This is a genomic window from Caballeronia sp. 11_S32 (genome assembly GCF_056930355.1).
The window spans coordinates 99,908-125,647 of the sequence record NZ_JBXOWH010000008.1 but is presented as its reverse complement, the minus strand read 5'-3'; the positions used below and the strand labels follow the sequence as shown (position 1 = coordinate 125,647).

The window sequence follows — 25,740 nt, the reverse complement described above, 5'->3', positions numbered from 1 at the left end:
ACCATGATTAACGTCACTCACGACCAGGAGGAAGCGCTGACGCTCTCAGACCGAATCGTCCTGATGAATCAGGGCACAATCGAGCAGGAAGGAAATCCCAAAGACCTGTACTTCAATCCGAGAACGGTGTTCGCCGGGGACTTCATCGGCGAAGGGAATTTTCTTGATGGGCGGCTTCGGTCCACAGGCGACGAGACTGTTGACGTAGAGGCGTGCGGAACCGTAATCGAGTGCCGTCGTCCGACCGCTTCCGTGTCGCAGAGTGCGAAAGTGACGATTCTGGTCAGGCCTGAGAACCTATCCCTTCGTGAATTAGGAGCCGAGGCTGCGGCCATCGGAGGAGGCACGAACAACAGAATGTCCGGAAGAGTTGTCGACAACCTCGTTCTTGGCGGCGTCGTGAAACATCGCCTTATGCTTGATTCTGGGAAGGAACTGCTGGCACAGCAGGTGAATCGTCTCGGCAGTCGAATCTTCGAAAGGGGAGAGCGCGTAGAAGTGAGCTTTTCCCCCGAAAGCGCAACTGTGTTGTCCTAGGATGGAAGGGAAAAGCGTAATGCTCATCGATTTTGCCAGCCGGCCGCCACTCGACGATTTCACGGTCCAAACCTCCCACATGGACAACTATCGACGTGTCTATCGTGGAAGCGAAGGCATCGTTGCCGCCCAGGAATCGGCGAATTCCCTTTCGTCGTACCTCGAGATGTACGACGGTCTGAACACAACCCACGTCGTTCTTAAGGCAAGGGACGCACGGACAACTTTGGGCTTCCACGTCCCGAACGATGTAGTCGCTGAATTCTGCAGGAAGCATGGGGAGCGATTCATCGGGTTCGCGGCTGTCGACCCACACCATGGAGAGGACGCGCTCGCCGAACTCGAACGCGCAGTTCGCGAACTAGACCTTCGCGGACTTAATGTGCAAGGGTTTGAGCACCTCTTACCAATCAACGACCCGAAGTTGATGGCACTGTACGCGAAGTGCTCTGAACTCGGCATCCCGGTCAACATCCATTGCGGGATGAACTTTTCCTTATCCAGCAAGGCAATTTACGGTCATCCGTTGGCATTAGACGACGTGCTTAGCACTTTTCCCGACTTGCGAATATGCGCGTCGCCCCCAGGCTGGCCATGGATTTCCGAGCTTATCGCGATGGCCTGGCGGCACCCGAACCTTTGGATTGGATTGAGCGCAGTACGGCCTAAGCTGCTGGGCACGCCGAATAGCGGGTATGAACAACTTCTGCAGTATGGGCGTTCGATACTCAAGGAGCGGATTATCTTCGGCTCCGGGTTCCCGATGCTTCCAGTTGAGCGGTCGGTAGAAGAGGTTCTATCGTTGGGATTGCCGGAAGACGTCGTTGAGCGCTGGCTTCACTCAAATGCAGCGAGGTTTCTCGCGACTTAACTGACTTTTGCTAGCACGCCTGCGACTGACCGAGTTGTTTCTTTCGACTCCCGTCCTGCATAGTCGGAGTTGGCATCTCGTTGTCTCTTGAAGGCAACCTTGCTGGGTCTACATTGTTCGAAAGCTCTGGACGAGAGGGGAAACTTCTGCAAGGCGCGTCGACGTGACCGGGTGGACGCGTCAAAGCGTCCGCCGCTACAATTCAATCCTGAAAGACGCGAATGGAGAAAAAAAGAGCTCGGACTTGCGTCCGAGTGAACCGCCCCGGATTTGGTGGAGGCTCCAACTCTTGAGAAAATGGAGCCATGAAGAAGCCGAACAAGTTTTCTGCTGAAGTCCGGGACCGTGCAGTGCGCATGGTGCAAGAGCATCGGGGTGAGTATCCGTCACAGTGGGCGGCGATCGAATCCATCGCCCCCAAGATCGGCTGCACGAGCCAGACGTTGCTGGGGTGGGTCAAACGAGATGAAGTCGATAGCGGCGAGCGCGAGGGCGTCAGCAAGTCGGAGCGCGACCGTCTTAAGGCACTGGAGCGCGAAGTCAAGGAACTGCGCCGCGCCAACGAGATTCTGAAATTGGCGAGTGCGTTTTTCGCCCAGGCGGAGCTCGACCGCCGCCTGAAATCCTGAAGGCCTTCATCGATCAGCATCGCGACACCTTCGGGGTCGAGCCGATCTGCAAAGTCTTGCGGATTGCCCCGTCGGGCTACCGGCGCCATGCTGCACAGCTTCGCGATCCGTCGCGCCGCTGCGCTCGTGCGATACGCGATGAACGCCTGCGGCCCGAGATCCAGCGTGTCTGGCAGGCCAACATGCGGGTCCACGGGGCGGATAAAGTCTGGAAGCAGATGAACCGGGAGCATATCGCGGTGGCTCGCTGCACGGTCGAACGGCTGATGAAGCAACTGGGTTCGCGTGGCGTGATGCGAGGCAAACGTGTTCGCACGACCATTGCCGATGCCGCGGCCGCGCGCCCGCTAGTGTCTCGACGTGGCAGGGCTGGCTCTACGTGGCCTTCGTGATCGACGTGTTTGCCCGACGGATTGTCGGTTGGCGCGTCAGTTCGTTGACGACTACAGACTTCGTTCTGGATGCACTTGAACAGGCACTTTATGCGCGGCACCCAGGCGGCGATGGAACGTTGATACATCACTCCGACAGGGGCTCGCAATACGTTAGCATTCGCTTTAGCGAGCGACTGGCCGAAGCGGGCATCGAGCCCTCGGTTGGTAGCCGTGGCGACAGTTACGACAACGCACTGGCCGAGACAATCAACGGTTTGTACAAGGCCGAACTGTTTCATCGCCGCACCTGGAAAACACGGGAGTCCGTCGAGTTGGCAACGCTGGAATGGGTGGCCTGGTTCAATCATCATCGATTGATGGAACCCGTCGGCTACATCCCACCTGCTGAAGCTGAGGCAAACTACTATCGGCAACTTGAAACGCCGGTCGCCGAACCCGCATTAACTTAAACCAACCAGCCTCCACGATTGCCGGGGCGGTTCACGAGCTTTAATTCACCTCCTCCTTAAGCACCGGTCACGCAGCCTCGCAAGACCGCTATCTTAGAGGCCCGCTAGGCACACGTACTTGAGTTTCCGGATACTCGTCGAGTCCATGGTGGGACCCCACTCTGCCAAGGCCGGATCGCTTGACCGCCAAATGGCGCAACTTCGTTCGAGATGAGTCGGGTGTTAATGCCCGCCATCCCGTACTCCAGTAGATTCTGCGATGCGCCAGACGCGGCCAATGTCGCGGCTATAAAAGTAGGCCACAAGACCGAACTCCGTGTTGTTCGCCTGCCGAACGACCTGGTCGTCCGAATTGAAACGAAAGACCGGGGAGAGCGGTCCAAAGGTGGCCGAGGGCGTGTGAAAACGCATTTATCGCCTAAACTGAATCAACGCATTGAGACCGGGTGACTCATGAAGCGATTCGTTGAAGGCGATGACCGCAAACAGGTCGCACTACTTCCCGAATGCGTCGATGACTACATCGAACAGGATAACCCAGTAAGGGTGATAGATGCCTTCGCCGACGAACTGAACCTTGCGGAACTCGGCTTCAACGGTACCACGCCGGCGCTCACAGGCCGCCCGTCCTATCATCCGGGCGTAATGCTCAAGATATATATCTACGGGTATTTGAACCGGGTGCCGTCTAGCAGGCGTCTTGAGCGTGAATGCCAACGCAATGTGGAGTTGATGTGGCTGACAGGACGTCTGGCGCCAGACTTCAAGACGATCGCTGACTTTCGCCGCGACAACGGGCCGGCTATTAGCAACGTGTGCCGTCGTTTCGTCGAACTATGTCGCGGACTGAAGCTGCTATCCGGCGACATGGTGGCAATCGACGGCAGCAAGTTCAAGGCTGTGAACAGCCGTGACAGGAACTACACGGCAGGCAAGATCGACAAGCGTCAGCAGCAGATCGAGGAAAGCGTTCAGCGATATCTCGACATGATTGAAACCGCGGACCGGATCAGCCCGACAGGCTTCGATGTGAAGACCGTTCGCCTGTACGAGAAGATCGCGCTCTTGCGTCAGCGGATGCGTGAGCTCGAGCAGATCAGGGAGCAACTGAAGAAGGAACCGGACAAGCAGTTGTCGCTTACTGATCCGGATTCCCGGTCCATGACCAGCGGTGGCAAGAGAACCGGCACCGTCGGCTACAACGTCCAGACTGCCGTGGATACGAAGCATCATCTGATTGTCGAACACGAGGTGACGAATATTGGAGGCGACCACGGCCAACTCAGCAGGATGGCTCTGTCGGCGAAGAGCGCGATGGGCAAGCTGAAGCTGAAGGTGCTGGCTGACCGCGGCTACTTCAGTGGTCCGGACATCCGCGCGTGTGAACTGGCCGGGATCACCACGTATGTCCCGAAACCACTCACCTCAGCGTCGAGGAAGAAAGGGCTTTTTACCAAACGCGACTTCATCTACGTTGCCAGGAACGATGAGTATCGATGCCCCGCCGGCGAGCGCGCAGTTCTTCGATTCAAGACCGTGGAGAACGGCATGAATCTGAACGTGTACTGGCCCAGCGCATGCCCGCGTTGTCATCTCAAGGATCGATGTTCGCCCAGCGACTATCGCCGCATCCGACGATGGGAGCACGAACATGTACTCGAAGCCATGCAGCGTCGACTCGACCGCAAGCCTGACGCAATGACCATCCGAAGAAGCACCGTTGAGCATGTATTCGGTACGCTCAAGCACTGGATGGGTGCGACACACTTCTTGACCCGGACGCTCGGACGGGTGAGCACCGAAATGAGTCTCCAGGTATTGGCGTACAACCTGAAGCGCGTTATGAAAATACTTGGGGTTGCCGGGACAATAAAGGCGATGAGAAGAGCTGAAACCTAAGGCGCCGAGGGGTTTTTTTGCGCTTGATACGTTACGCTAGCGCGCGCCCGATCTGCCAAAATCGATTGATCGAGCTGGCGAACTCGCTTGCAGCCATCAAAAAGCAGTTTCCACACAACCTCGGCCGAGTCGTGCCAGAGTTCGTGCCCAATGATGAGCACTGCCGCAAGCTTGCATGACGACGAGGTAAGCCGACCGGGTCGCAAAGAACGGCACAAATTGCGCACGTGTGAATACCTTGCTGTGAATCGCGCGGGCTCCAGGATTTATAGTGTGAATCCGGAAGACGAGTTTGGCCCGATCGATGCCAATGGTCGAGAGTTCCATCTCGTTCTCCTTTGCGGCGGACAAGGCGAACCAGCAATGTCGCACGCTCCAGCGAACCGAGTTGCGGCAACAGATGACCGTCGAGGCGGGAGGCGACCATTCCATCTATCTGGCCATGACACGGTTTGTAACCGCTGTAACCTAATGTCGCCTTTGGCTACTTTAGGCACGTCGCATCAAGCACGTTTTGACTTCACGCTGAACCAGCTTGCCGCCTCACATCAGCGAAATGATTCCGCCCGAGCGTTCGAATATGCGAATTGGAAAACGAATCCGCGTCTCCTATCCTTAATTGGCCGCGCGGCGAGGAAGTGCCGTGCCGCATCGACGCCACGGAGACAGCAATGCATGCAAAGAGAACGCTCGGGCTTGCCGGCGGCACGTTGATCCTTGTCGCGGCCGCCAGTGCATGGTCGCAAAGCAGCGAGCCGGCCGCCATGTCGAACGAATCAGGCGCGGCCACGCCGGCGCCGTCGAAGTCCTCGGTCAGGAAAGCGAATCGGGCGTTGAGCAAGAAGGTGTTGAGCGCCCTATCGAAAGGCGGCGTCGATGCGTCCGGTATCAACGTCCTCGTCAAAGGCAGTGCGGTGACGCTCGCTGGAAACGTCCCCGAGGCGTCGCAGATCGAGAAGGCCACGTCGATCGCGAAAGGCGTGTCCGGCGTTTCGTCCGTCAAGAACGCACTAACGATTCACGAGGGAGGACATTGAGTTCACGGCGTCGGCAAGGTTCGCTCGGTCGGGGGATCGATACTCGGCGGCGTGGCTCTCGACGCATCTGCCGGTGGATCGGCTATTTTTAAATCTGGCGACATCATAGACCGCTGAGTTCACCATGAACTTTACATAAAGGAATTCAGCGAACCTTGGTTAGCATTCCTATTGTGTTATTCATGTCTCAGCTTCGTCCGACAACATGCAATATTCACCGGATGGACGTTCTGGTAACTTCTTCGGCCTAACGACCCGCGTCCGCACAAAAGATGACACCGCCGTCTTAGTCGCCCGCTGGTGCAGTATTGCGCGATCTCACGTCCCCCTTCGATAAGACGGGCGACGTAGTCGTAATATGCGTTCGAACGCCGACAGCATCCGACGAAATGCCTCGCTTTCCCGCCAGCGGTGAATTTCAAACGGTGTAAGCGGCTCATCATTCTTGCAATTACCCACATCATAATGGAAAGTTCTGTTAACCTGCACTACGTTAGGATACCTATGGATAGAAAATGACTGGTACCGGACGAGTAGATGGCGAGGACTGGATCAATCGCGAGGTGACGGATAGCAGTTTTCAAGATGCCAGGCTTCGCAGACGATTTCGAACATTGTTAGAGAGACTATGGTCAGGCGTGGGACAAACGATTCCATTCGCCTGCCAAGACTGGGCGAACACGAAAGGCGCTTACCGCTTCTTGTCCAATGAGCGAGTAAGCGAGCAGGATATTCTGGGCGGACATTTCCAAGCGAGTGCTGAGCGCTTTAGGGCGACGGAAGGCACGATTCTCGTACTGCAAGATACGACAACGTTCTCATATCAGCGGGAACGGCCTGAACTTGTCGGCTATACGGGCAAGACCTCGATTCCGCGTGGAAGGCACGGCCTGCAGAAGCCGCTGACCCAATGCGGCAATCTGACGCACTCGAGTCTGGCCGTAACCGCTGAAGGCTTGCCGCTTGGTCTGACGGCCATCAAATTCTGGACCCGTACCAAGTTCAAGGGCTGCACGGCTTTGAAGCGAAAGGTCAACCCTACGCGTGTGCCAATTGAAGAAAAGGAAAGCTATCGCTGGCTAGAAAATCTGAGGCAATCCACGGCATTATTGGGTGAACCCGAACGCTGCGTACATATCGGCGATCGCGAGAGCGACATTTACGAACTGTTCTGTGAAGCGCACGACTTGGGCACTCACTTCCTGGTGCGCACATGTGTTGACCGCCTAGCCGGCGACGGAGAGCATACGATCGCCGACGAAATGGCGGAGGCGAAGATCAAGGGTGTCCATCGTGTTGAGCTCCGCGATTCGAAAGGCCGTCCCGACGAAGCCTTTCTTGAGATCAGGTATCGCCGCATTACCGTGCTACCACCTCTCTACAAGCAGCGTCGCTATCCCGACCTACGTCTGACCGTCATTCATGCTCTGGAGACGGCCGCACCCGCCGGTCGGCCTCCGATCGAGTGGAAGTTGATCACTGATCTGCCAGTAAAATCTCGTGCTGACGCTATCGAAAAGCTCGACTGGTACGCGATGCGTTGGAAAATAGAGACCTTCCATAAGATTCTGAAGTCGGGATGCAAGGCTGAAGAATCGAAGCTGCGTACCGCCGATCGCTTAGCCAATCTTATCTCGGTGTTCTGTATCCTGAGTTGGCGCATCTTCTGGCTGACGATGCTCAACCGATGCGCTGCCCATGCGCCCGCCCAGTTGGCGGTCACACAAAGAGAAGTCGAACTCCTCGATCGGGTCGTCAAAGACACGCCTCGCATGGCACAGGCTCCGCCGCTGCTGCGCAGCCTCATCAAGCTTGCGCAACTCGGCGGCTACCTTGCACGTGCCAGCGACCCGCCGCCAGGCAATACCGTCGTGTGGCGCGGCATGCGACGCCTGATTGACATTCAGCTGGGCTATGAACTTGCACAGGACGACTGTGGGTAATTGCAAGCTCATCATTTGCGTACCCCTCTGCACGGCGATTACCGCGTCGTCTACGCCGAGACAAAGTTGGCGCGACGATCGCCAGCAAGAAACTTAAGCAATTCAACGCGGCGCGTTGTTCGCGGTACGTACCAGCAAGAAGATGATGCACCTCGTCGACGATCAGTATGCTTGGGGTCGCCTCCTCAGCGGATCCTGTGCACGCCGCTTCAGCATTACGAGACTCGCTTTTGTGCGCGCGTGTCGCGTCCGAAAGCGTCCCGACCGCCATCGACGGCCGGAACAAGCTTTTCACTTCGAATATGTACGGCATCACGATTCCCACCTGGATCTTCGCTTATTAAGTTCGTTTCTTGTAAGGAAGCGGTTTTTCGAGTCCATATGCTTTTCTGGCTTTACACCGACTCGCACGCTCTACAAATCGAGAGCCGACTGCTCCTTAGTGTTGCGTGATAGTGTATGTCTCAATAAGACAGACATTCACGTTGTACCTGTAAAATTTCTGTCCGTCCGCTAGCACCGTTCTGAAATCGTATTCGCACCCGTATTTTCCGTCATCCATGTCAATAACCATGTGATAGCCGGGGTGGATTACATAGTCGCCGAGTAGATCATCGCGCCAGCGCCGATCGTACGAATGCGTTGCCCGAAACGAGATGATGTTTTGCCCGCTTTCGTTCACAATAGAAACCCTCTTATCAACGGCAGCCTGAGTCTGCGACGCGATGCTGAGCGTCATGGCAGCAATAAATGCTGCCGTTGTGCTCATTAATAGATTCCGGTTCATTTCAATCTCCTCACTTGAGTCGGCCCCTATGGCCGATAGACCCATGATGTTCCGTTTAAGGTTTGATAAAAATCCCGCATATGTCATCTCAAAGCTCGACAAACGCCTTTCCCCCATCAGGACGGTTGTCCTGATCGCAGTATGGACATCTGTCGGATACGCCTTGCGCAAAGACCTAGATGCTACGACAAGGCGACAAAGCGAAACTGTGTTGATGATTGATCTTTCCGGGTCAAACGCTCTATGGCGACACCTATAGCGCATATGTCAGCCGCCGTCTTCCTGATGCTTTAAAAAAGGCTTATCTACCGACGCTTCCGTTTATGCTTTGGGGCCGAGCTGGGACGGCCGGGACGGCCGAGGCGTTGTTCTTCCTGCTAGCCAGGAAAGACATCATTGAAGCGACACAAACAAAAGCGCTCGCACTCGATGATGACGCAGGTGTGCTGCATTCTTCCGGCGAGAGACGCAGCGTCGACTGCAGTGGCGCTTAAGAGCATCACGTCAGTATCAACGCTGCCGACATTTTGGATGGAAACAAGCTTTCTACGAAGCAGCTTTATCATCCGCTACGCACATAGAACTTGTCGGGATAGTTCGGGCACCGCGATGCGACACGAACACGGCCGACGTGCTCTTAGGTCAGCGATGTTCGAGTGGACGATGCGATGCCTAGCTGGTTCGCGGCAACCTGTGTTCCTGATAGTGCCAGAGAGATGCCACGAAAATCACTTCGCATGTGGCGACATACACAGCGGAATGCAATCTCAACCTGAAATGTCAGCCGAACACGAGTGAGGCGATTCGGCGACCGATCTCTTCATTGTTTCTTAACACTCGCATCGTAACGACGTCGCTCACACCGCTATCTCCGCCGGGAACCGCAAGCGTGAACTCTTGCAACCCGTCGCCGGTCACAAGTGTGGAAGTCTCATCGTGATAACCATCGGTGCCGAGAACCGACATGGTCACAGTGTCGCCCGTTACTTGGCACGAGATAATTCCAGTCGCGACGTACCCCTGGAAACCGGCAGGGGACGGCGGATCCAGGGTGAGCGCCGATATGTCTAGCTCGTCTGATGTCTGAACGCTAAGCGTAGGATACGGTCCTTCCGGCGCAATCAACCCCGAACCAACGCCTGTGAATGTCATGCCCTTACTCGTCTTTACGACGGCCTGCAATTGCAGCTGATTGAATTGCATCGCCGCGTAGGCGTCGATCAAGCTCGCAAGCGTGATGCCGCCCTGGATCGCCTGCTTGAATTTGTCAATCACGCTGATTGCTTTAAACATGGTTCCCAGCGCTTTGCCAAGGAAAACCTTGAAATTCGCGATTTTGCGCACCTCGTCGACAGCCTCGTCCGTCGCGTTCAGAAAAGGCGCGAACTGCTCGTACGTATCGGCGAATTTGTTTTGCGATTTCAGATGTGCAACGATGTCATCCGCCATAGCGTCGATCGTTTTACCCTTCAAGTAGGCAACAATGGACGAAAGAGGCGATTCCTCGACGCCAAAGGCCTTCATCAACTCGATAGCTTCGCCTCCGAACGCACTGAACGCCTCGTCAGAAGAATTGACGTTGGTCAGAACCGCGGTGTACTTTCCCTCGCCCGTAAGCACCGCCGTTGATACGTCTAGTAGCTTGCCGGCCTCGTCCCGCATGTAGACCATCACGTTCGGATCGTCTCCGACACATCCGAGCACTTCAACATCGACAATGGGGGCGAAGACGGTCTGCGCGGCGTGTGCCGACTGCCCCTTCGATATCGAACAGGGTTGGCACGCTCTGTTCTTAAGAGTCATCGCCAGCGTCCCCGTGCGTTTGGATCGAGAGAGCATGATAGAAGATGATGCGGCCAGCGCTGGCACCGACATCGCGCTCTTAACAGCGGAAGCGGGCACCGTCGCTGTAGGCAACTTCAGTAAGAGCTGCTGGTTCCCAGCAAGCAGCTGAACGTTGATGCCGTCGGCGACAAGATTCAACAACGTCATCGAAATGTTGTCACTGATACCGGTAATCTGGTTCTGCTTTGGGTTCAGTTCGGCAAATGATTCTGCACCCGCATTGTTCAGGAAGAGCAGGCCGCTCACGTCCTGTACCTTTCCGTCAGAACCTTTGATTCCAAGAAGCGTGAAGTTCTCGCCGGGCGTCGTCTGGCCGCCAACGATGCGAGGATCTCGGGGATCTGAATAGATCCAAAAGTTTGAGGCCGTCTTAGCGACGGGTGTATTGGTCGAAATTGGCTGTGCGCTTCCGGCTTGTGGGGTTTCGCCATCGCCGCCACCTCCGCAAGCGTAAAGCGCCGGCGCGCTGAATGCCACCCCCATGACCTTGAGGAATTCTCGACGTGTGGGAACCAACTTCATGATGAACCTCCAACAACGAAAGTGAGCGGCGGGGACATGCCGAGCAGCGACTTACCAAGAAACCTCAATTAGATCGCCAGGTCAATCATAGATAGACCATATGCATACCTAAATAGCAGTCGTACGCTCTGCGGACAAACGAGTGACCCGCCGGCGCTCGCTAGTCGATTGTCGGAAAGCAAAAACTTTTATCGGGGTTAATCGCACCCTTCGATCAGCAATTCTGTTTCCGACGGCAAAATTATCGATTAGCTTGGCTTATGATCAAATCCCGCTTTTGTCATGAATTAGCGAGGATAAACGTCATTGACCGTGGCTGACATTTGTCGCGTATTTGAAAACTAGGAAGCATTGGGGACGTGCCGACACGGTAGTGCACCGCGGGCTTCACTTCATATGAATAAAGCTGGAGGGACGATTACGTTTCGACAAAGCAACGATTGACGGCGGCCGCTTCCCTATACGATTCAAATTACCTACCATTGCTTACAGTCAATGCACGTTGGTCGTGGCTAGTTTTGAAAGGCGTGATGCGGTGACCTTATGCATATCTTCTCGCGCGCCAATGTCTCCAAGCCCGTTGTCGAGCTAAGACGAGCTGGATTCGCTCGTCCAAAGCTCTTCAGCCCCCCGGCGCGGTTCGATGACCTGACCGAAGAGCAGTATCTTGCTTATCACGGCGAGCACTATGCCGGTTATCGTCGGAACGCCGTAGTCTTTTCATTCTTGAGCTGGCTCGTTTTCATCGGGTGGGACATTTTTTATTCATATACTGACGAGAACTATCGACATTCGGCCGTTGGCGTATTCTTGTTACGAATCTTGGGCATCGTCGTTTTCCTGCATTTTATGCTGAAATCACGTGAACGTTCGTTTCAAGATGAACGCCACGCCACCCGCGAGATCATTAGTCACGCCGGTGCCCTTTACGGTCTGATGCTCGGGATGTTTTCGATTGTACCGCCTCCATACGCTTTTATTCACTTCTACTCGGGTCTCTGTTTAACCCTTGTCTTCGTATATGGACTCTCACGGATTTTGTCACGCCCCGCGATATTAATGAGTCTTACCTGCGGAGCGTCGACCTTTTGCGTCATGAGCGTGCGAAACCTTATCTCTGGAGATAACGATCTCCTTTCTTTGACGGGGTATTATCTATGGATGGCGGTATGTTATCTTAGCATTGTGATACTTTGCGGCACGGCGATTGTGACAGAGTTAGAAAAAACATCGCGATCGGTCTTCATGCGCGAAAAGGAATTAGACAAGTCGAAGGCGGAAGAGCATCTTAAAAATCTTCAGCTGGAGGCACTCAACCAAGAATTGTTGAAGGCGCAATCCGAATTAGAGAACAAAGCCGATGCTTTGATCCGAAGCATGGACGAACGAAGGCGTCTGGCAGAAGAGGGTAATAAGGAGAAATCCTATTTTATATCTTGCGCGATACACGACGTTCGGCAACCAGCTACGGCTATGCTTACGCTCATACCTCCTATTCAGAAAGCTCTTTTGGATAGGGAATGGGAGAAAGCATCGTTATATTTGTCGAAGATGGCCCGCGCCGGCACAATCATGAACACGTCGTTTAGCAACGTACTTGATCTCTCTCGCATTGAGTCAGGACTTACTGCTCCAAATTATGAAAATTTCAAAGTGAGTGAGCTAATGACATCCGCCATCGAGTCAATGCGTCTTGCTGCCGAAAGCAATGGCGTTTGGATAAAGCTAATTCCAAGTCGTCATGAGATGCCATTGGTGCGCAGTGATTATTCTTTCTTACTTCGCATACTGTGCAATCTGATGGGTAATGGCATCAAATACTGCGATACGCATAAATCCCCTAAGGTAGTGGTGGCCGCCGTTTACCTCAAACACTCATTTCGTATTGACGTGATTGACAACGGCGTTGGCATTGACGAAAAATATTGGGAAGACATATTTAGGCCGTTCTTCCAAATCAGAACAAGCCAGGGTGATATTGCCAAAGGACTAGGACTAGGCCTATCGCTTGTTAATGGAATGATTTCACGTTTGAAAGGCCATCGAATCAGAGTCAGATCAGTCGCACACCGAGGCAGCCGATTTTCAATACATATTCCCTTGGCCGCACGCGGTTTGCCTGAGAGATTGAGCGACGCTTTCAATCACTTGCAGATGACGGAATCGCCGAGGCTATATATTCTGTTAATGGAAGAAAACGAAATGACTAGAGAGTCGATGGTCGAGTGTTTGCAGTGCTATAATATACACGTAGAGTCTTCATCTTCCCTCGAAGGACTGCAGGCAATGGTACGTGGCCTGGAGACTCCACCTGATATCGTCTTGTTGGATGTGAATTTGCTAGCTTCGGATTCCGACTTGGACCTCATCCGAGAAAAGGCAAGCTTTTTCGGTGTTGAGATCCCGGTTCTGTTTATCGAGGGCCGTGCAAGACCGGCATGGATCGATAATACACGGCATACTATTTGCAAGCCGTTCTTGTCGCAAGAACTCCTTGATCACATTAGTAGAGCAAGACGCGTGCTCATTGATGCTCAGGCTTCGGCACAATGATCCCCCTACGCGATACTTCTAATATTAGTTCCGTTCGCCGAACCACGCCAAATAATCGGAAAAGCGACGGGTTGTAGTCTTTTCTGACGGTGTCCTCAGATACTCCCATCTTTCGGGCGATCAGCTTATTTGGATAGCCTTGGCAGATGTAATACAACGCTTCGAGTTTCCTGCCCTTCAAGCCTAATGTGGCAATTGATTCAGACAAACGTGCCCGCGCAATATTCAGCGAATTTGGGCGACATTCGTGCATGGCTTTCGGCAAAAATATGCCTCCCGTGCATACCGTACAAAAGGCCTTATCAAAAATTCCTTCTGCTTCCATGTCTTTTGATATGTAGCCGCATGCACCGGCCTCGATGCAAGCCAGAATGAGCTCTCGGTCCTGAAACGAGGAAAGCATTATCGCGCGGGTATCAAGCTCAAGCGCCCTTATCTCCTTTAGCAAATCAAGGCCATTCCTTTGGTCGCGGAGATTGTAGTCGAGGAAAGCAATGTCGAAATGCTCTTCTGTAAGCTTCTTTATAGCCTCGTCGTATGAACCGACGTCTTGAATCCGTGCATTATGCGCGGCCTTCTCTATAAGAAGTTTCGTTCCCGCGCGCTGGATTCCTTCGTCCTCGACGAGCAGGATACTCAAGCTCAGGTCATGATTCATCGAAGGCTCGCGTTCGGGCTTTTTTCGTTAGTCTAACGTTCTTCTGCTCAGCCGCTAGCCCGACATATGTCATGAAAACTATGTCACGCACCTGTTTAGTGACGTGCACGAAGTTCATACTCGTAGAGAGAGCGTAAGCCATGCTCGATGTACCATTTTACCTCACACTCAACAAGCATCTCCGCTATCTCAGGACCAACTACTTCACTAACCTCAAGTAATTTGAGGACGATGTAGTTCATCTTCCAACGATTTGGCATTGAGCGAGCGTTCTTCGCGCATTCTTCGCGAAAGCGGCGAATCGTGGTTGCAAACAGATTACATATGTATTCGTCAGAGGACCATGCAGAAGGACCATGCCCCAAGATCACAGCCGTTTCGCGAAAAAATTGGGCACGATTACGATTTAGTCGCGCAATCCGGAGAAGGCGCTCCTGGGGTGCGCCTCGCGTATCGACTCGGAGTGGAACCACTGTTCCCATAGTTGAATTAGCGTGTTGGTACTCAAGCTACGAAGATCTGAGCGAATTAAGATCAAGGATAGACGGTTCCAAGGCCAGTTCAAGCGACTGACTGCCTCTCCGTGAATAACTGATCGTTGCCTTCGTTCGCAGTGGAAGAAAATTGAGCAGACCAAAGTAACGCGGAACTCGGCCGTCATGCTAGAGAAGAGTCGCTGGAGACCTTCACTGGAGAAGAAGGCACTGACTACGCGGCTATTCATCGTATTTAAACAGATCAAACCGCGGAGAGCGGCGTGCAGATGTCGTCACGTTTTCGCTTGCGCCCTTAAACCCGTATCCCCAGCCACTGTGGCGCTCGCGCGGTTGCGAGCGTTGCCTAGCGCTCGATTCTCTTGAACACGAGTGGGCAGCGATACCAGACCGCAGTATCCCATCGATTTGACCTATCTTATCAATTTGTGATAAGATAAAGCATGATCGATCGTGACCACAGCTTGGACGCGCTTCTATCCGTGGACGGGGAGCGCTTTGCAGTCGATGGCAGCGAAAATGCTGGGTTAAGTTTGAGGTCAAGGAATGCGACGTGACGCCCGAGCGCCCGCATGGGCTTAAATATTCGCTGACGCTCCATGCCGAGGACGGCACCCGCTTGCTGGGCTTCGACAACGCGCACGGGATCACCGAAGGCTCCGGACCGGGAGCCCGAACGCGGATCGAATACGATCACAAGCACAAGCGCGAAAGAGTCCGATTCTACGACTATGAGGACGCCGGCAAGCTGATGGAGGATTTCTGGGCGGAAGTTGAAACGATCTTGCAGGAAAGGAGTAACTGATATGACTGCAGGCACCAAGATCCTGAAAGTTGGTATTGCCTCGCGCGAGGAATACAAGGCCCGGACCATCGCCATCGCGAAAGGTCAATACAAGCCCGCGCCCGATGAGCTGAAAGTCTGGTTCCAGTCGCTCGAAACGCTGGCCAAGGTGCTGTCCGAAAGCAACCGGGAATTGCTCGCGACAATCGCTCAGACAAACCCGGGCTCCCTCGACGAGCTGGCCGCGAAGACCGGTCGCGCGGTGTCGAACCTCTCGCGTACCCTCCGGACCATGGAGGGTTACGGCCTGGTGCATTTCGAGCCGGGTCCACATCGCAGACTTGCGCCCCGCGTCGACTATTCAGGCGTCGAGCTGGCTGTCTCGTTTTAGGACCGGGGAAAAGGGGTCTCAAAGCACCTTTTCACGCAACCACGACGTCAGCCCGACATCGCACACCATTCTCGCCAGCCGGGCCGATGCAGAGTACGCCGGTTTCCTCCGTGCCGTACTCGTCGAACCTCGGATTGACATAATGAAGATTAGCGCTCTTTTGTTCGTTTTCCTGATTAGCGTGGTTCATGGGATCAGGGGCCACAGCTGTCGGCGATGATTCACGCCATCGAATGCACGATCGTCGAGACGAAGCTACCGATCACGAGCACCAGCACGCCAACAATGACGGCTTGCGCCCGAGCTTGTCGGACAGAAGATATAAACAATCAACTGCGTAACGCGGTACGCGCCGAGCGCAATGCCGACGGTATGATAATGAAAACACAGCGCGTGCGCCGCGCGCATATTCGTCCAAGCTCATCGTGCGGTTCAAAGCGTGAAACTCTGCGTTTCACTGCAACGCTTGCGCGCCGAGCGCTGGCGGAACAAACTCTTTCTTGGCGTTAATACGCCCTCTCAATTTGGCCCGCTTTCAAGAGGCGGGCTTTTTCTTGTCGCGGGATACACGCGCAAGCTTTGCACAATCAAAAATCCGATCTACACGCGGATGCGCTCAACCTCTTCGAGGCTGATCTCGTCGTGGCGCCGGTCATAGAGCTGCGTGGTGCGCGTAGACGCGTGGTTCGCCATCGCCGCAGCGTTCTCCAGTGTGCCACCGTTTTTCAGATAGGCGGTGATGCCGGTCGCGCGAAATGTGTGGTTGCCGATTTTCGTGCCGATCCCGGCCGCCAGTGCCCGGCGCCGCACCATCGCATAGGCGTTCGCCTGCGGCAGCGGTATGGTGCTCAGCTGCCCGGTGCCACGCGCGATCGTGCGGAACAGCGGCCCCTTCGGCTCATCGCGCAGTCTGGTCTGTTCCAGATAGTCGTGCAAAAACGCTTCGAGCGTGTGATGACAGGGCATCGCGTGCGCCTTGCCGCCTTTCTCTCGTAGCCGCACCCACAGTCGTCGCTGCTCCAGATAGACATCCTCGACCCGCATCGCCAGCGCGGCGCCCACGCGGGCGAACGAAAACACCATCAGCGCAATCAGCGCCCGGTCCCGCAATCCGATCGGCGTCGACACATCGATGCTGTCGAGCAACTGCCGCGCTTCGCTGGCATCCAACACCGGTGTCTTGCCTTTCTTCGTAGTGTGACTCGGCCCGCGCACCGACGCGGCCGGGTTGTGTGGCACCACTTGGCCGGTCACGAGCCAGTCGAACAAGTGGCGAATTGCCGCGAGCCGCTGCTTGACCGTCGGCGCCGCGTGCGCCTGGGTCTGCAGTTCGATCCAGGCGGCGACATGCAGCGGCTGCACGGCCGTGACGGAGGTCACCTCGGCGCCGGCGCACCACGCAAGAAAATCCCCCGTTGCCCGCGCATACGCACGCCGTGTATGCGGGTTGCGGATCGCTGACGCAAAGAACTCCAAGAACCGCACAGCGGCATGATCGCCGGCGGCAGCAACTAGTACCGGCAAAGTGGTAGCGTTGAACCTAACGAGCTGGTTCATGGCCGCATGACCTTGTTCCAGTCAACATCGTGGCCGGCCGCTTGGAGTTCACGCCCTAAGGCTTGTTTCCAGCCACCGCTATCATCCATCTTCTCCCACACCGCGCCGGCAAAGTCACTCGGAATCTCAAGCGTGCCGCGCTTGAGTGCGCATACCCTGTCCCTCCCGAGACGCCCTATGAAGTAGCCCAGCTCGAGCAGGACATTCTGCCGAGCTCGTGGCTCAGGTTCGCCACCCTTCGCGCACCCTGTATCGTCGGGCGTCAATAGCACCACGGCGAAAGGCACATCGCCGTGGGCCTCGATCTTTTCGATGACCGTGCGTCCCCGGTTGGCCTGCTCATGAAGGATGACCGGCTCGAAGCCGATCTTTTCCAGAAAGCGAGCGACGGTCTCCCGCGTGCCGTCGTCGTGCCCATGAACCACGAATACTCGCCGCGTGAGCGCAGGTAGGGGCATCTCGACTGATCCATCGACTGTTGCCTCAAGACGGGCATCGACCAAGTCCTCGCGCAACCTTTCCTGCGCTGCTTCAAGCAAAGCAATTGATCGAGCGATGCTGCTCGTCGCGATGTCCCGATATTCATATGGGGAGCGAAATCCCCCGATCTCAATCAGTTGGAGTTGCGTGGCAAGACAAAAGCGTTTGAACGCCGGAGTGTCCGCGCCGAAACACCGCTCCAACGTGTCCTGAATGGCCGTTGCCAGTGCCGTCAATTCCGGAGAAGGTCCGTCGTGAATTGTCTGGACGTCGAAGGTGCTCAAGCTGAAGATGTGTTTGTCGAGCCGGGTGATCCAGCGTTCAGTTTCCTCGGCGGAATGTACTTTCGGCGCACCGGATCTGGATGGCGTTATTGGACTCACGGCCGCCCCCTCAAACATGTGATAAAGGACATTATCATATATAAAGCTGCGCATGATGAATGGCGTCGGCGAACTGGTCATCGTCGCGATGCAGCACCGGTCTGCGACAGTTTGCGACGGTACCCTTTCCAGGTCAGTTTTCACCCGCGACCGTCCAACCGCGCACGTGCCACGCAGCGGGCGCCAATTTCGGCTGACTCATGGATTCACTTCGCCTATAAAAGAATAAAAAATGGGGGTGAATATGCCGGCTGAGACGGTTCCGCTTTTGGTCCCTGACCCGACCTCCGCACCCGGCAGGAAGCCGTCCTTCCTGTCATTGTTCAAATCCGTTCACCACTCATCATCCGCCATTCCGCTTAGCATCCCGCTCGCCATTCAGGTCGGATTCGCGGGCTCCCGAGAGCTGTTCGATCTCTCGCAGCATCCGGATCTTGAGCCCGACGATCTCGAGGCACAGGTGTTCGAGGCTCTGCTGGTCCGCCTGCGGCAACTGCCGGCCACGCTGGGTTTGTCGTCACACCACCTCCTCTGTTCGGTGTCCCAGGTCGCCGTTGGCGCCGATACGGTGTTCACGCGCGCATGTCAGACGCTCGGTATTCCGCAAAGGGTGCTGCTGCCTCAGCATCGGGATGACTACCTCGCTGCTGTCAGTTCAGATGGAACACCTGATTTCACACCCGAACAGCAGCAGGTGACGCGTGGTCTGCTAGGCAGCCAGCACATCATCGAAGAGTGCGTCGCCAGTCATTCGAGGGACCGCACCTCCCGGTTCGAGGACACCAACAGGGCCATTCTTCGGCTCAGTGATGTCGTCGTCTGCCTCGTGGGGGAAATGACCGTGAGCAGGCGCGGCGGTACTGAAGATCTGATCGGCCGCGCGGAAACCCTTGGCAAGCCCGTGGCAAGGATCACCGTTGCAATAGAAAACGGCAAGGTCCGGCTGTCACCACTGGGGCCCCTAAAGGTATGGTTAAACGGTAGTGAATACGCGTTGCCTTCGGCTCCTTCAGAGTTGGCGGGACTGGTCATGACCGCTCCTCGCAATGCAAGCGACTGGCCGACGGCAGAATGCTTCATCGCGCAGATCAAAGCATACGCAAGCGGACTGTCGAGTCGGCATAGCGGCTGGTTCAAGCGGTCCGCGATCACCATCATCGGGTGTCACCTTGGCGCGACCATGCTGGCGACCTTGATGGGCAAGCTCCACGAAGCGATCATCCCGATACTCATCAGCGCTGAGTTGCTGTTGCTGGTTGCTGGACTGACCGCACACTTCCGCTTGCATCGTGGTGCGCATGCGCGCGTCTGGGCCGTCAACCGGCTTGTCGCTGAGACCATGCGCTCGCTTGCGGAGGTTGAGCGGCTTCGTGACGACGTTGCTTATCCGCAGGAACTGCCCGTGCCGGAGAATCTCCTGCCACTGCTGCGCACCAGCGCCGTGCTGCATCTACGCAACCCTCCGTCGGCCGAGGCCCCAACTTGGAAGGAAAATCGCGACGCATATATCCAGCGTCGTATGAGCGCTCCGGAGGGGGGGCAACTGGTGTACTACAAGGCGTCTGCCAACAAGGCCGAATGCCGACTGAGGGTCGCGACGTGTCTGTTTCTGATCTTTTCCTCCCTGGCGATCGTCGCGGCGGGGGCCGAGCTACTGCTGCACTTCAAGTGGCTACCTGCTGTACTTGTGGACCCGGCCGAGAACTGGGGAAATGCGCTTGCCGTCTTCCTGCCGGTAGCGGCCGTCGGCTTCCTGTCGTGGGCCGCTGCGAGCGACCTGGAGGCGCGCGCGCAGACGTTCGCGGAGATGCATGCCTTCTTGGAGAGGCAGCTCGGACGATTAAATGCCGCGGACTCCGAGCGCGAGTTCAGCCAGCTCGTTCGGGAAACCGAGTCGCGTCTGCAGAGCGAGAACCTCAACTGGTTCTGGCGACGCTCGTTCACCAGCGTGACTTGAAGACGGAGTACCTATCATGAGCGCACCGAGCGATCAGACGCGCTACGAACTTTTCATCTCGTACGCGCGCAAGGACAATTTCACTGCGCCTGCGATGGAGACGACCGGCTGGGTGACGGCAATTCGCGACTACATCGACACCGACCACCGGCGCTTTTCCACTGAGCCACTGCGGATCTTCTTCGACACGAAAGAGATCACTGACATGAGCGACTGGCGGCACCGCATTCTCGGTGCACTTCGCGCGTCGAAGATTCTGCTCGTCTGCCTGTCGCCCAACTACTTCGCCAGCGACTACTGCCGCTGGGAGTGGGACGAATACGTGACGCGTCAAATACACAGGCTGATGGGTAGTGACAGTGTTGCTGGTGTGTACTTTATCGACCTGCCAGGCAGCGATGCACATGTCAACACTGCCTGGCTTGCCGATATCAGGCGCAGCACGTGCACCGACATCCGCCCGTGGTTTCCGGAGGGCTCCCGCGCTCTCGAGTATGAGGAAGTGCGCCAGCGCATGGCCAGGTTGGGCGAAAACCTGTGGGAACGCCTGCAGCGCGCACGGCGGGCGGACGACGTACCTGGCAACATGCGTCAACAGAACCCGCATTTTGTTGGACGCAAGGATGAACTGCGCCAGCTGCATGGACACCTGATCAGCGGTAGGGTCACGGTCCTGCAAGGGCTTGGCGGTCAGGGCAAATCCGAACTTGCCATTGCCTACGCCCGAGGCTGGCGGGACTGGTACCCTGCCGGGCTATGGGTGCTGCCAGCTGCGGGTGCGGAGGAGCTTCTGCCGCTGATTGGACAACTGGCTTGGGAGCGGGCGCTGGGTTTCTCGCCGACCGAGGCCGAGAAAAACGATCCAACATTGCTTGGCCGCGGCGTGCTCAGGGTGCTGGAAACACGAGCCATTGCCGCCAGGGAGCGGGACCCCGACAGACACGCGCCAGCGCTGCTGTTGCTCGACAACGTAACGCACGCCGAACTCCTCTCGGCGTCGCAGTTGGTCCAGCTGCCGCAGGCCGAGTGGCTTCGCGTGATTGCAACAACGCGCGAACCGGTCAACGAGGTGAGGGGCACGCTGGTCGTCGAGCCGGTGGAGTCGCTGGACGAGGCCAGCGCGCTAGCCCTGATGCGCGAACACCAACCACTTCGTGATGCGTTAGGCACTATTGTCGGCGACCCGACGCGCGGCATCCCCGGCTTCGCAACACCAGCAGACGACGACGCCGCACGCGAAATTGTCCGAGCCCTCGGCAGCTTCACGCTGGCTGTGGAGCAGGTGGCCGTCTTCCTGGGACTGGCGCCTGAGCAATCGCCTGCAGGCTTTCTGCGCGACTTGCGAGCGAAGGGATTGCCAAGCGTAGACGCCTTGGTCGACCAGGAGCCGGACATCTCAACACAGATGATGACCCAGAGCAAGCAGCTTGGCGCGATCCTGGACGTTACACTCGGACCGACAAGCCCAGCCCTTCGGACGGCGCTTCGGTTCGCTGCATTATTGGCGCCGGACATCGTACCTTGGCCGTGGCTGCGTGCATTAACGGCGCAGGTCCATGCCGAACTGGAGACACCGGGGGAATATGGCGGCGACCCGTGGTTGCGCATCCAGCGCCAGCTGGTCGGCCTTCGGCTGCTGACTCCCGGTGCCCATTTACAGACAATGCGTATTCACCGGCTCGTCGCTGCGCACATCCGTCGAACTGCCAGAACATCGCAGATCGAGGCGCTCACCACTTTTATCGGACAATGTGCTGACCGTGTGTCCAGGTCGCAGACTGCGCCGGATGACTGGGAGCTCGACGCCCTACTGGCTACCTTGCCCGAACTTCTCGGGGAAAGAGCAATCCACGTTCTGGCGGTGAGCGCTACACATCTGACTGATCAGGTGCTTTCCTATCGCAATCTCGCCGCGGCCTCGGTTTTGCTTGAATGTTCCTACAGGGTCATTCAGCAGTCAGCGACCAGCGACTCAAGTCGTCCAGATTGGCAGCTCGATCTGGCGAACAGTCACATCAAGATCGGCGACGTGTTGGTCGCCCAGGGAGACGGGGCGGGCGCGCTGACCGCCTACCGCGCGGGCCTCGGCATTGAGGAGACGCTGGTCGCCCGCGATCCGGCCAACATCGGCTGGCAGCGCGACCTGTTCGTCGGTCACACCAAGATCGGCGATGTGCTGGTCACCCAGGGAGACGGGGCGGGCGCGCTGACCGCCTACCGCGCGGGCCTCGGCATTGCCGAGACGCTGGTCGCTCGCGAGCCGGCCAACACCGCCTGGCAGCGCGACCTGTGGGCCATTCACACCAAGATCGGCGCCGTGCTGCTCGCTTGTGGCGACGGGCCTGGCGCGCGCACCGCCGACCACACGTGCCTCGGCATCGCCGAGGAATTGGTTGCCCGCGATCCGGCCAACACCCGCTGGCAGAACGACCTGTCGTTCAGCCACAGCAGCATCGGCGACATGCTGCTTGCCCAGGGCGACGGACCGAGCGCACTGGCCGCCTATCGCACGGCCCGAGCCATTCGCGAGACGCTGGCTGCCAGCGACCCTGCCAACACCGGCTGGCAACGCGACTTGGCGAGCAGCCACACTTGCATCGGCGACGTGCTCGTCGCCCAAGGCGACGTGCCGGGGGCGCTGGCCGCCTATCGCTTGAGCCTCGCCATTTGCGAGGAGCTGGCCGTCTGCGATCCGACCAATACTGGCTGGCAGCGCGATCTGGCGGTCAGTCACAGCAGGATCGGCAACATGCTGCGCGCCCAAGGCGACGGGCCGAGCGCGCTGGTCGCCTACCGCACGTGTCACACCATGGTCGAGGTGCTGGCGGCCCGCGATCCGGCCAACACCGACTGGCAGTGCGACCTGGCGACCAGCCACAACAGCATCGGCGACGTGTTGCGCGCCCAAGGCGACGTACCGGGCGCGCTGGCCGCCTATCGCGCGAGCCTCGCCATTGGCGAGGAACTGGCCGTCTGCGATCCGACCAATACTGGCTGGCAGCGCCACTTGGCAGTCAGTCACAGCAGGATCGGCAACATGCTGCACGCCCAAGGCGACGGGCCGGGCGCGCTGGTCGCCTATCGCAGGTCTCACACCATTGTCGAGGCGCTGGCCGCCCGTGACCCGGCCAACACCGTCTGGCAGTGCGACCTGGCGATCAGCCACACCAAGATCGGCGACATGCTGCTTGCCCAGGGCGATGGACCGGGCGCGCTGGCCGCCTACCACGCGGACCTCGGTATTGCCAAGTCGCTGGCGGCCCGCGATCCGGCCAACACCGACTGGCAGCGCGACCTGTCGATCGCTCACGACAGAATTGGCGACGTGCTGATCGCTCAAGGCGACGCGTCGGGCGCGCTGGCCGCCTATCGCACGAGCCTCACCATTCGCGAGGGGCTCGTCGCCCGGGATCCGACCAACACCCGCTGGCAGCACGACCTGTCGTTCAGCCACAACAGCATCGGCGACGCGCTGCGCGCCCAGAGCGACCAGCCGGGCGCGGTGGCCGCCTACCGCACGAGCCTCGCCATTCGCGACGGGCTAGCCGCCTGCGATCCGGCCAATGTGCAATGGCAAACCGATATAGCCGCGTCGTGCGCGAAACTTGGCGTGCTCGATGATGGGCAGAGTATGGACGTACAGCGCGCTTATCTGCTCCACGGGAGCGAGATCTTGCTAAAGCTCAAGTCGACCGGGCGGCTGATGGCGAACGAGGACCGGACCGACTGGTTTAACCAACAACTCGTCAGGTTGTCTGCGAGCGAGCCAAAACGATCAGGATGGCTGCTTACTTGCTGGCACAGTATATTGTCCAAGCGGACTTAGCGAGGTCGATTGACACCGACGGCGTGCTTCTGCTGTTGAGGTATGTTGAGTAGGCTAATCGGTACGCAAATTTCGCTAATACCGCCGAGCCCGTCTTGGTCTGGCGACGACGCGTCGATGCTTGCTGACGAGCAATAAGAGACTCGCGATATTTCGAGCCCCGAATTCGAATTCAACACAGTCCCGTGTTCTTCCACACTTTGAAGACAAACACTATCGCCGACGTATGGCTACACGATTGAGGTTTTGAATCACAAAATTTCCAATGCAGCAGGGTATGACTCTCCGCCTGACTATGTAGATTATTCTGAGAGCGTCGGCATGGCTACGCCGTCCTTGGATGCTGTGTCGAACCTCGTCAACCGGCCGATTCGTCGAGCGGATTGAACCGCCTTTTACTTTCGCCGACGATCGTCACGAGCTTCGCCGGAAATCTACCGATCGTTGTACTTTCGCCTTCATCGCACTGGCTCGACCGTCGAGAGTTCAAAGTTAGGTGAATCTCGACAGCGGTGCGCCGAGGCGAGGTCCCCGCTGCGCATTGCAACGTCCTGACTCGCGTCCGATTGCTTCCCTACTAGTATCTCGCGACTGTGATACATAAAAGTCGCACAAAACGCACCATTATTCGGGTAATGATGCGAAGTCGAGTAATCGAATCGGCCGTGGCCTTGGAAGATAAAGGCCTCTTTCTCTTTGGCCTCGAACTGGTGATCTGTTTCCAGACGACAGCCCGTCTGACTCGCTACACTGCCTGCTGAATCCATCGACCCTTCGGACGGTCCCATGAGCACCAAGACATCGATCAGGTATCACCACGGTGAAGCGACGGAGCCATCCTGGCATCTCTATGAAGAGGCGTTCGAGAAGGACGACGTGGTCTATCTCGAACTCGAAGGCGTGCAGGCCGACGTCGTGATGAATGACAGTGCATGGGCTAAGGCCGGCACGGTGCTGCTACGCCTGCCCAACGCACGGCCCGTCAGCTCGGGCTGCTGCCGGACTCGGACGAAGGCGACGCGCAATCGGAGGGCAAAGGGTAGACCTGCACACCATCACGGGCAATGTTGTGAAGGAGGGAGGGATTGGAATAGCTTTCGGGATGCGCCCACTCCTCTTCCCAGATCGGCACGGGTTGAATCTCAATGCCTGTTTCCATTATGACGTCGAACACGAGCCCGCCGAGACGGTACGTCACCAGCGAGTGGTCGCCAATGGGTCCGCGAAGCAAAACGGCCAGGTCGGCATCACTGTGGGTTGCGTTGTCGCCTCGTGCTCGACTGCCGAACAAGATTGCGCCCGTGATCGGAAAGCTCTTGGCCGCCCGATCGAGAAAGAGCCTGATGGCGACATCCATTGCGGACCTCAAGCGGCCTCCGCTTGCAGTATGAAATCGACGTGGTCGGCGTCGTAGGGAAAAACGATGTTCCCGTTTTCCGCCCGCTTCAGGGACCGACATTGAGCAGCGCGAGCACATTGTCATGCACGTGCCGAACGTCTCGCTCGACGCGGCGAGCCAGCTCGCGAATTGACATCGCGTCAGCACCCGTCATTTTTAACAGGATCTTCCAGCGCTGGTGCTCGAGCGTCTTGAACGGCGACTCGGGCGTCGCAAAGCGATTGAACGCGCCGTGCTGTTCGCCAACGCATTGTCGCTTCAAAACTTCGCGCGATGCCCTCGTGGGAGGCGACGCCAGGCCTCACGGTGTTCATCATCGTTACCTCCGCCTCGTCCTCACCCGT

At 57.0% G+C, this 25,740-nt stretch carries 19 protein-coding genes, 3 pseudogenes and 1 other annotated feature; of the genes and pseudogenes, 12 read left to right on the top strand and 10 right to left on the bottom strand.

Translation table 11 applies throughout. From position 1 onward, the window contains the following. From AC1Z32_RS41940 to AC1Z32_RS41930, 3 genes and pseudogenes are all read left to right on the top strand, one after another. A partial coding sequence (locus AC1Z32_RS41940) for a TOBE domain-containing protein (protein WP_483484761.1) occupies positions 1–537 on the top strand: 537 nt, incomplete at its 5' end. Positions 538–556: 19 nt separating this feature from the next. Continuing rightward, positions 557–1,408, top strand: coding sequence for an amidohydrolase family protein (locus AC1Z32_RS41935; protein WP_483484760.1), 852 nt, complete (start codon positions 557–559; stop codon positions 1,406–1,408). Positions 1,409–1,713: 305 nt separating this feature from the next. Then, positions 1,714–2,881, top strand: a pseudogene (locus AC1Z32_RS41930) (IS3 family transposase). Next, positions 1,992–2,108 (top strand) — a sequence feature (AL1L pseudoknot). It overlaps the preceding pseudogene by 117 nt. Before the next feature lie 93 nt (positions 2,882–2,974). On the opposite strand, the pseudogene AC1Z32_RS41925 reads toward AC1Z32_RS41930, so the two are convergent. Then, positions 2,975–3,268: pseudogene (locus tag AC1Z32_RS41925) on the bottom strand (aldehyde dehydrogenase family protein); the annotation flags it as partial. Between the two features lie 66 nt (positions 3,269–3,334). Between AC1Z32_RS41925 and AC1Z32_RS41920 the strand changes: the two are divergent. Next, positions 3,335–4,780, top strand: coding sequence for an IS1182 family transposase (locus tag AC1Z32_RS41920; protein ID WP_483484759.1), 1,446 nt, complete (start codon positions 3,335–3,337; stop codon positions 4,778–4,780). A gap of 96 nt (positions 4,781–4,876) precedes the next feature. Here the strand turns inward: AC1Z32_RS41920 and AC1Z32_RS41915 are convergent, their stop codons facing one another. Next, complete coding sequence (locus tag AC1Z32_RS41915; RefSeq protein WP_483484758.1) at positions 4,877–5,107, bottom strand: hypothetical protein; 231 nt, start codon at positions 5,105–5,107, stop codon at positions 4,877–4,879. A 344-nt stretch (positions 5,108–5,451) separates the two neighbouring features. On the opposite strand from AC1Z32_RS41915, the gene AC1Z32_RS41910 reads away from it, so the two are divergent. Together AC1Z32_RS41910 and AC1Z32_RS41905 are read left to right on the top strand one after the other, a co-directional pair. Further along, complete coding sequence (locus AC1Z32_RS41910; RefSeq protein WP_483484757.1) at positions 5,452–5,817, top strand: BON domain-containing protein; 366 nt, start codon at positions 5,452–5,454, stop codon at positions 5,815–5,817. Positions 5,818–6,332: 515 nt separating this feature from the next. After that, positions 6,333–7,760: an IS4 family transposase gene (locus AC1Z32_RS41905; RefSeq protein WP_483484756.1), complete on the top strand. Its 1,428-nt coding sequence runs from the start codon at positions 6,333–6,335 to the stop codon at positions 7,758–7,760. A gap of 145 nt (positions 7,761–7,905) precedes the next feature. Here the strand turns inward: AC1Z32_RS41905 and AC1Z32_RS41900 are convergent. From AC1Z32_RS41900 to AC1Z32_RS41890, 3 genes and pseudogenes are all read right to left on the bottom strand, one after another. After that, positions 7,906–8,031: pseudogene (locus tag AC1Z32_RS41900) on the bottom strand (hypothetical protein); the annotation flags it as partial. A gap of 168 nt (positions 8,032–8,199) precedes the next feature. Then, positions 8,200–8,547, bottom strand: coding sequence for a hypothetical protein (locus AC1Z32_RS41895; RefSeq protein ID WP_483484755.1), 348 nt, complete (start codon positions 8,545–8,547; stop codon positions 8,200–8,202). Between the two features lie 780 nt (positions 8,548–9,327). Further along, positions 9,328–10,914 (bottom strand): hypothetical protein, encoded by a 1,587-nt coding sequence (locus AC1Z32_RS41890; protein ID WP_483484754.1) that lies wholly within the window; start codon positions 10,912–10,914, stop codon positions 9,328–9,330. Positions 10,915–11,457: 543 nt separating this feature from the next. On the opposite strand from AC1Z32_RS41890, the gene AC1Z32_RS41885 reads away from it, so the two are divergent. Next, positions 11,458–13,467 carry an ATP-binding protein gene (locus AC1Z32_RS41885; protein ID WP_483484753.1) on the top strand — a complete coding sequence of 670 codons (2,010 nt, stop codon included), beginning with the start codon at positions 11,458–11,460 and terminating at the stop codon, positions 13,465–13,467. Here the strand turns inward: AC1Z32_RS41885 and AC1Z32_RS41880 are convergent. Continuing rightward, entirely contained in the window at positions 13,439–14,125 is a 687-nt protein-coding gene (locus AC1Z32_RS41880; RefSeq protein WP_483484752.1) for a response regulator, read from the bottom strand. The two genes, AC1Z32_RS41885 and AC1Z32_RS41880, sit on opposite strands and share 29 nt — an antisense overlap. Before the next feature lie 972 nt (positions 14,126–15,097). Here AC1Z32_RS41880 and AC1Z32_RS41875 point away from each other — a divergent pair. The 3 genes from AC1Z32_RS41875 (at position 15,098) to AC1Z32_RS41865 (ending at position 16,304) form a co-directional block, all read left to right on the top strand. Continuing rightward, positions 15,098–15,424: a toxin-antitoxin system TumE family protein gene (locus tag AC1Z32_RS41875; protein ID WP_483484763.1), complete on the top strand. Its 327-nt coding sequence runs from the start codon at positions 15,098–15,100 to the stop codon at positions 15,422–15,424. A gap of 1 nt (position 15,425) precedes the next feature. After that, complete coding sequence (locus AC1Z32_RS41870; protein ID WP_483484751.1) at positions 15,426–15,794, top strand: HVO_A0114 family putative DNA-binding protein; 369 nt, start codon at positions 15,426–15,428, stop codon at positions 15,792–15,794. A gap of 216 nt (positions 15,795–16,010) precedes the next feature. Beyond that, positions 16,011–16,304, top strand: coding sequence for a hypothetical protein (locus AC1Z32_RS41865; protein ID WP_483484750.1), 294 nt, complete (start codon positions 16,011–16,013; stop codon positions 16,302–16,304). Between the two features lie 90 nt (positions 16,305–16,394). Here AC1Z32_RS41865 and AC1Z32_RS41860 read toward each other — a convergent pair whose 3' ends face one another. Both AC1Z32_RS41860 and AC1Z32_RS41855 read right to left on the bottom strand, forming a co-directional pair. Next, the gene (locus tag AC1Z32_RS41860; RefSeq protein WP_483484749.1) at positions 16,395–17,351 is read right to left on the bottom strand and encodes a tyrosine-type recombinase/integrase; all 957 of its coding nucleotides are present in this window, start codon (positions 17,349–17,351) and stop codon (positions 16,395–16,397) included. Further along, complete coding sequence (locus AC1Z32_RS41855) at positions 17,348–18,295, bottom strand: TIR domain-containing protein (protein WP_483484748.1); 948 nt, start codon at positions 18,293–18,295, stop codon at positions 17,348–17,350. Before AC1Z32_RS41855 ends, AC1Z32_RS41860 begins: the two co-directional genes overlap by 4 nt. A gap of 151 nt (positions 18,296–18,446) precedes the next feature. Here AC1Z32_RS41855 and AC1Z32_RS41850 point away from each other — a divergent pair, with 151 nt between their 5' ends. Beyond that, a complete protein-coding gene (locus tag AC1Z32_RS41850; protein WP_483484747.1) occupies positions 18,447–20,171 on the top strand; it encodes a hypothetical protein in 1,725 nt (574 codons plus the stop codon). Positions 20,172–20,187: 16 nt separating this feature from the next. Next, positions 20,188–23,997 carry a TIR domain-containing protein gene (locus tag AC1Z32_RS41845; protein ID WP_483484746.1) on the top strand — a complete coding sequence of 1,270 codons (3,810 nt, stop codon included), beginning with the start codon at positions 20,188–20,190 and terminating at the stop codon, positions 23,995–23,997. A gap of 982 nt (positions 23,998–24,979) precedes the next feature. On the opposite strand, the gene AC1Z32_RS41840 is transcribed toward AC1Z32_RS41845, so the two are convergent. Together AC1Z32_RS41840 and AC1Z32_RS41835 are read right to left on the bottom strand one after the other, a co-directional pair. Next, positions 24,980–25,354, bottom strand: coding sequence for a nucleotidyltransferase domain-containing protein (locus AC1Z32_RS41840; RefSeq protein WP_483484745.1), 375 nt, complete (start codon positions 25,352–25,354; stop codon positions 24,980–24,982). A gap of 88 nt (positions 25,355–25,442) precedes the next feature. Beyond that, positions 25,443–25,658: an HVO_A0114 family putative DNA-binding protein gene (locus AC1Z32_RS41835; RefSeq protein WP_483484744.1), complete on the bottom strand. Its 216-nt coding sequence runs from the start codon at positions 25,656–25,658 to the stop codon at positions 25,443–25,445. Between the last annotated feature and the right edge of the window lie 82 nt (positions 25,659–25,740).

Excerpts from the sequence above, each read along its gene's own strand:
- AC1Z32_RS41910 (WP_483484757.1), top strand. The coding sequence starts at position 5,452 with ATGCATGCAAAGAGAACGCTCGGGCTTGCCGGCGGCACGTTGATCCTT.
- AC1Z32_RS41935 (WP_483484760.1), top strand. The coding sequence starts at position 557 with ATGCTCATCGATTTTGCCAGCCGGCCGCCACTCGACGATTTCACGGTC.
- AC1Z32_RS41920 (WP_483484759.1), top strand. The coding sequence starts at position 3,335 with ATGAAGCGATTCGTTGAAGGCGATGACCGCAAACAGGTCGCACTACTT.
- AC1Z32_RS41850 (WP_483484747.1), top strand. The coding sequence starts at position 18,447 with ATGGGGGTGAATATGCCGGCTGAGACGGTTCCGCTTTTGGTCCCTGAC.
- AC1Z32_RS41845 (WP_483484746.1), top strand. The coding sequence starts at position 20,188 with ATGAGCGCACCGAGCGATCAGACGCGCTACGAACTTTTCATCTCGTAC.
- AC1Z32_RS41840 (WP_483484745.1), bottom strand. The coding sequence starts at position 25,354 with ATGGATGTCGCCATCAGGCTCTTTCTCGATCGGGCGGCCAAGAGCTTT.
- AC1Z32_RS41870 (WP_483484751.1), top strand. The coding sequence starts at position 15,426 with ATGACTGCAGGCACCAAGATCCTGAAAGTTGGTATTGCCTCGCGCGAG.
- AC1Z32_RS41865 (WP_483484750.1), top strand. The coding sequence starts at position 16,011 with ATGATTCACGCCATCGAATGCACGATCGTCGAGACGAAGCTACCGATC.
- AC1Z32_RS41890 (WP_483484754.1), bottom strand. The coding sequence starts at position 10,914 with ATGAAGTTGGTTCCCACACGTCGAGAATTCCTCAAGGTCATGGGGGTG.
- AC1Z32_RS41860 (WP_483484749.1), bottom strand. The coding sequence starts at position 17,351 with ATGAACCAGCTCGTTAGGTTCAACGCTACCACTTTGCCGGTACTAGTT.
- AC1Z32_RS41880 (WP_483484752.1), bottom strand. The coding sequence starts at position 14,125 with ATGAATCATGACCTGAGCTTGAGTATCCTGCTCGTCGAGGACGAAGGA.
- AC1Z32_RS41885 (WP_483484753.1), top strand. The coding sequence starts at position 11,458 with ATGCATATCTTCTCGCGCGCCAATGTCTCCAAGCCCGTTGTCGAGCTA.
- AC1Z32_RS41915 (WP_483484758.1), bottom strand. The coding sequence starts at position 5,107 with ATGGAACTCTCGACCATTGGCATCGATCGGGCCAAACTCGTCTTCCGG.
- AC1Z32_RS41905 (WP_483484756.1), top strand. The coding sequence starts at position 6,333 with ATGACTGGTACCGGACGAGTAGATGGCGAGGACTGGATCAATCGCGAG.
- AC1Z32_RS41895 (WP_483484755.1), bottom strand. The coding sequence starts at position 8,547 with ATGAACCGGAATCTATTAATGAGCACAACGGCAGCATTTATTGCTGCC.
- AC1Z32_RS41855 (WP_483484748.1), bottom strand. The coding sequence starts at position 18,295 with ATGACCAGTTCGCCGACGCCATTCATCATGCGCAGCTTTATATATGAT.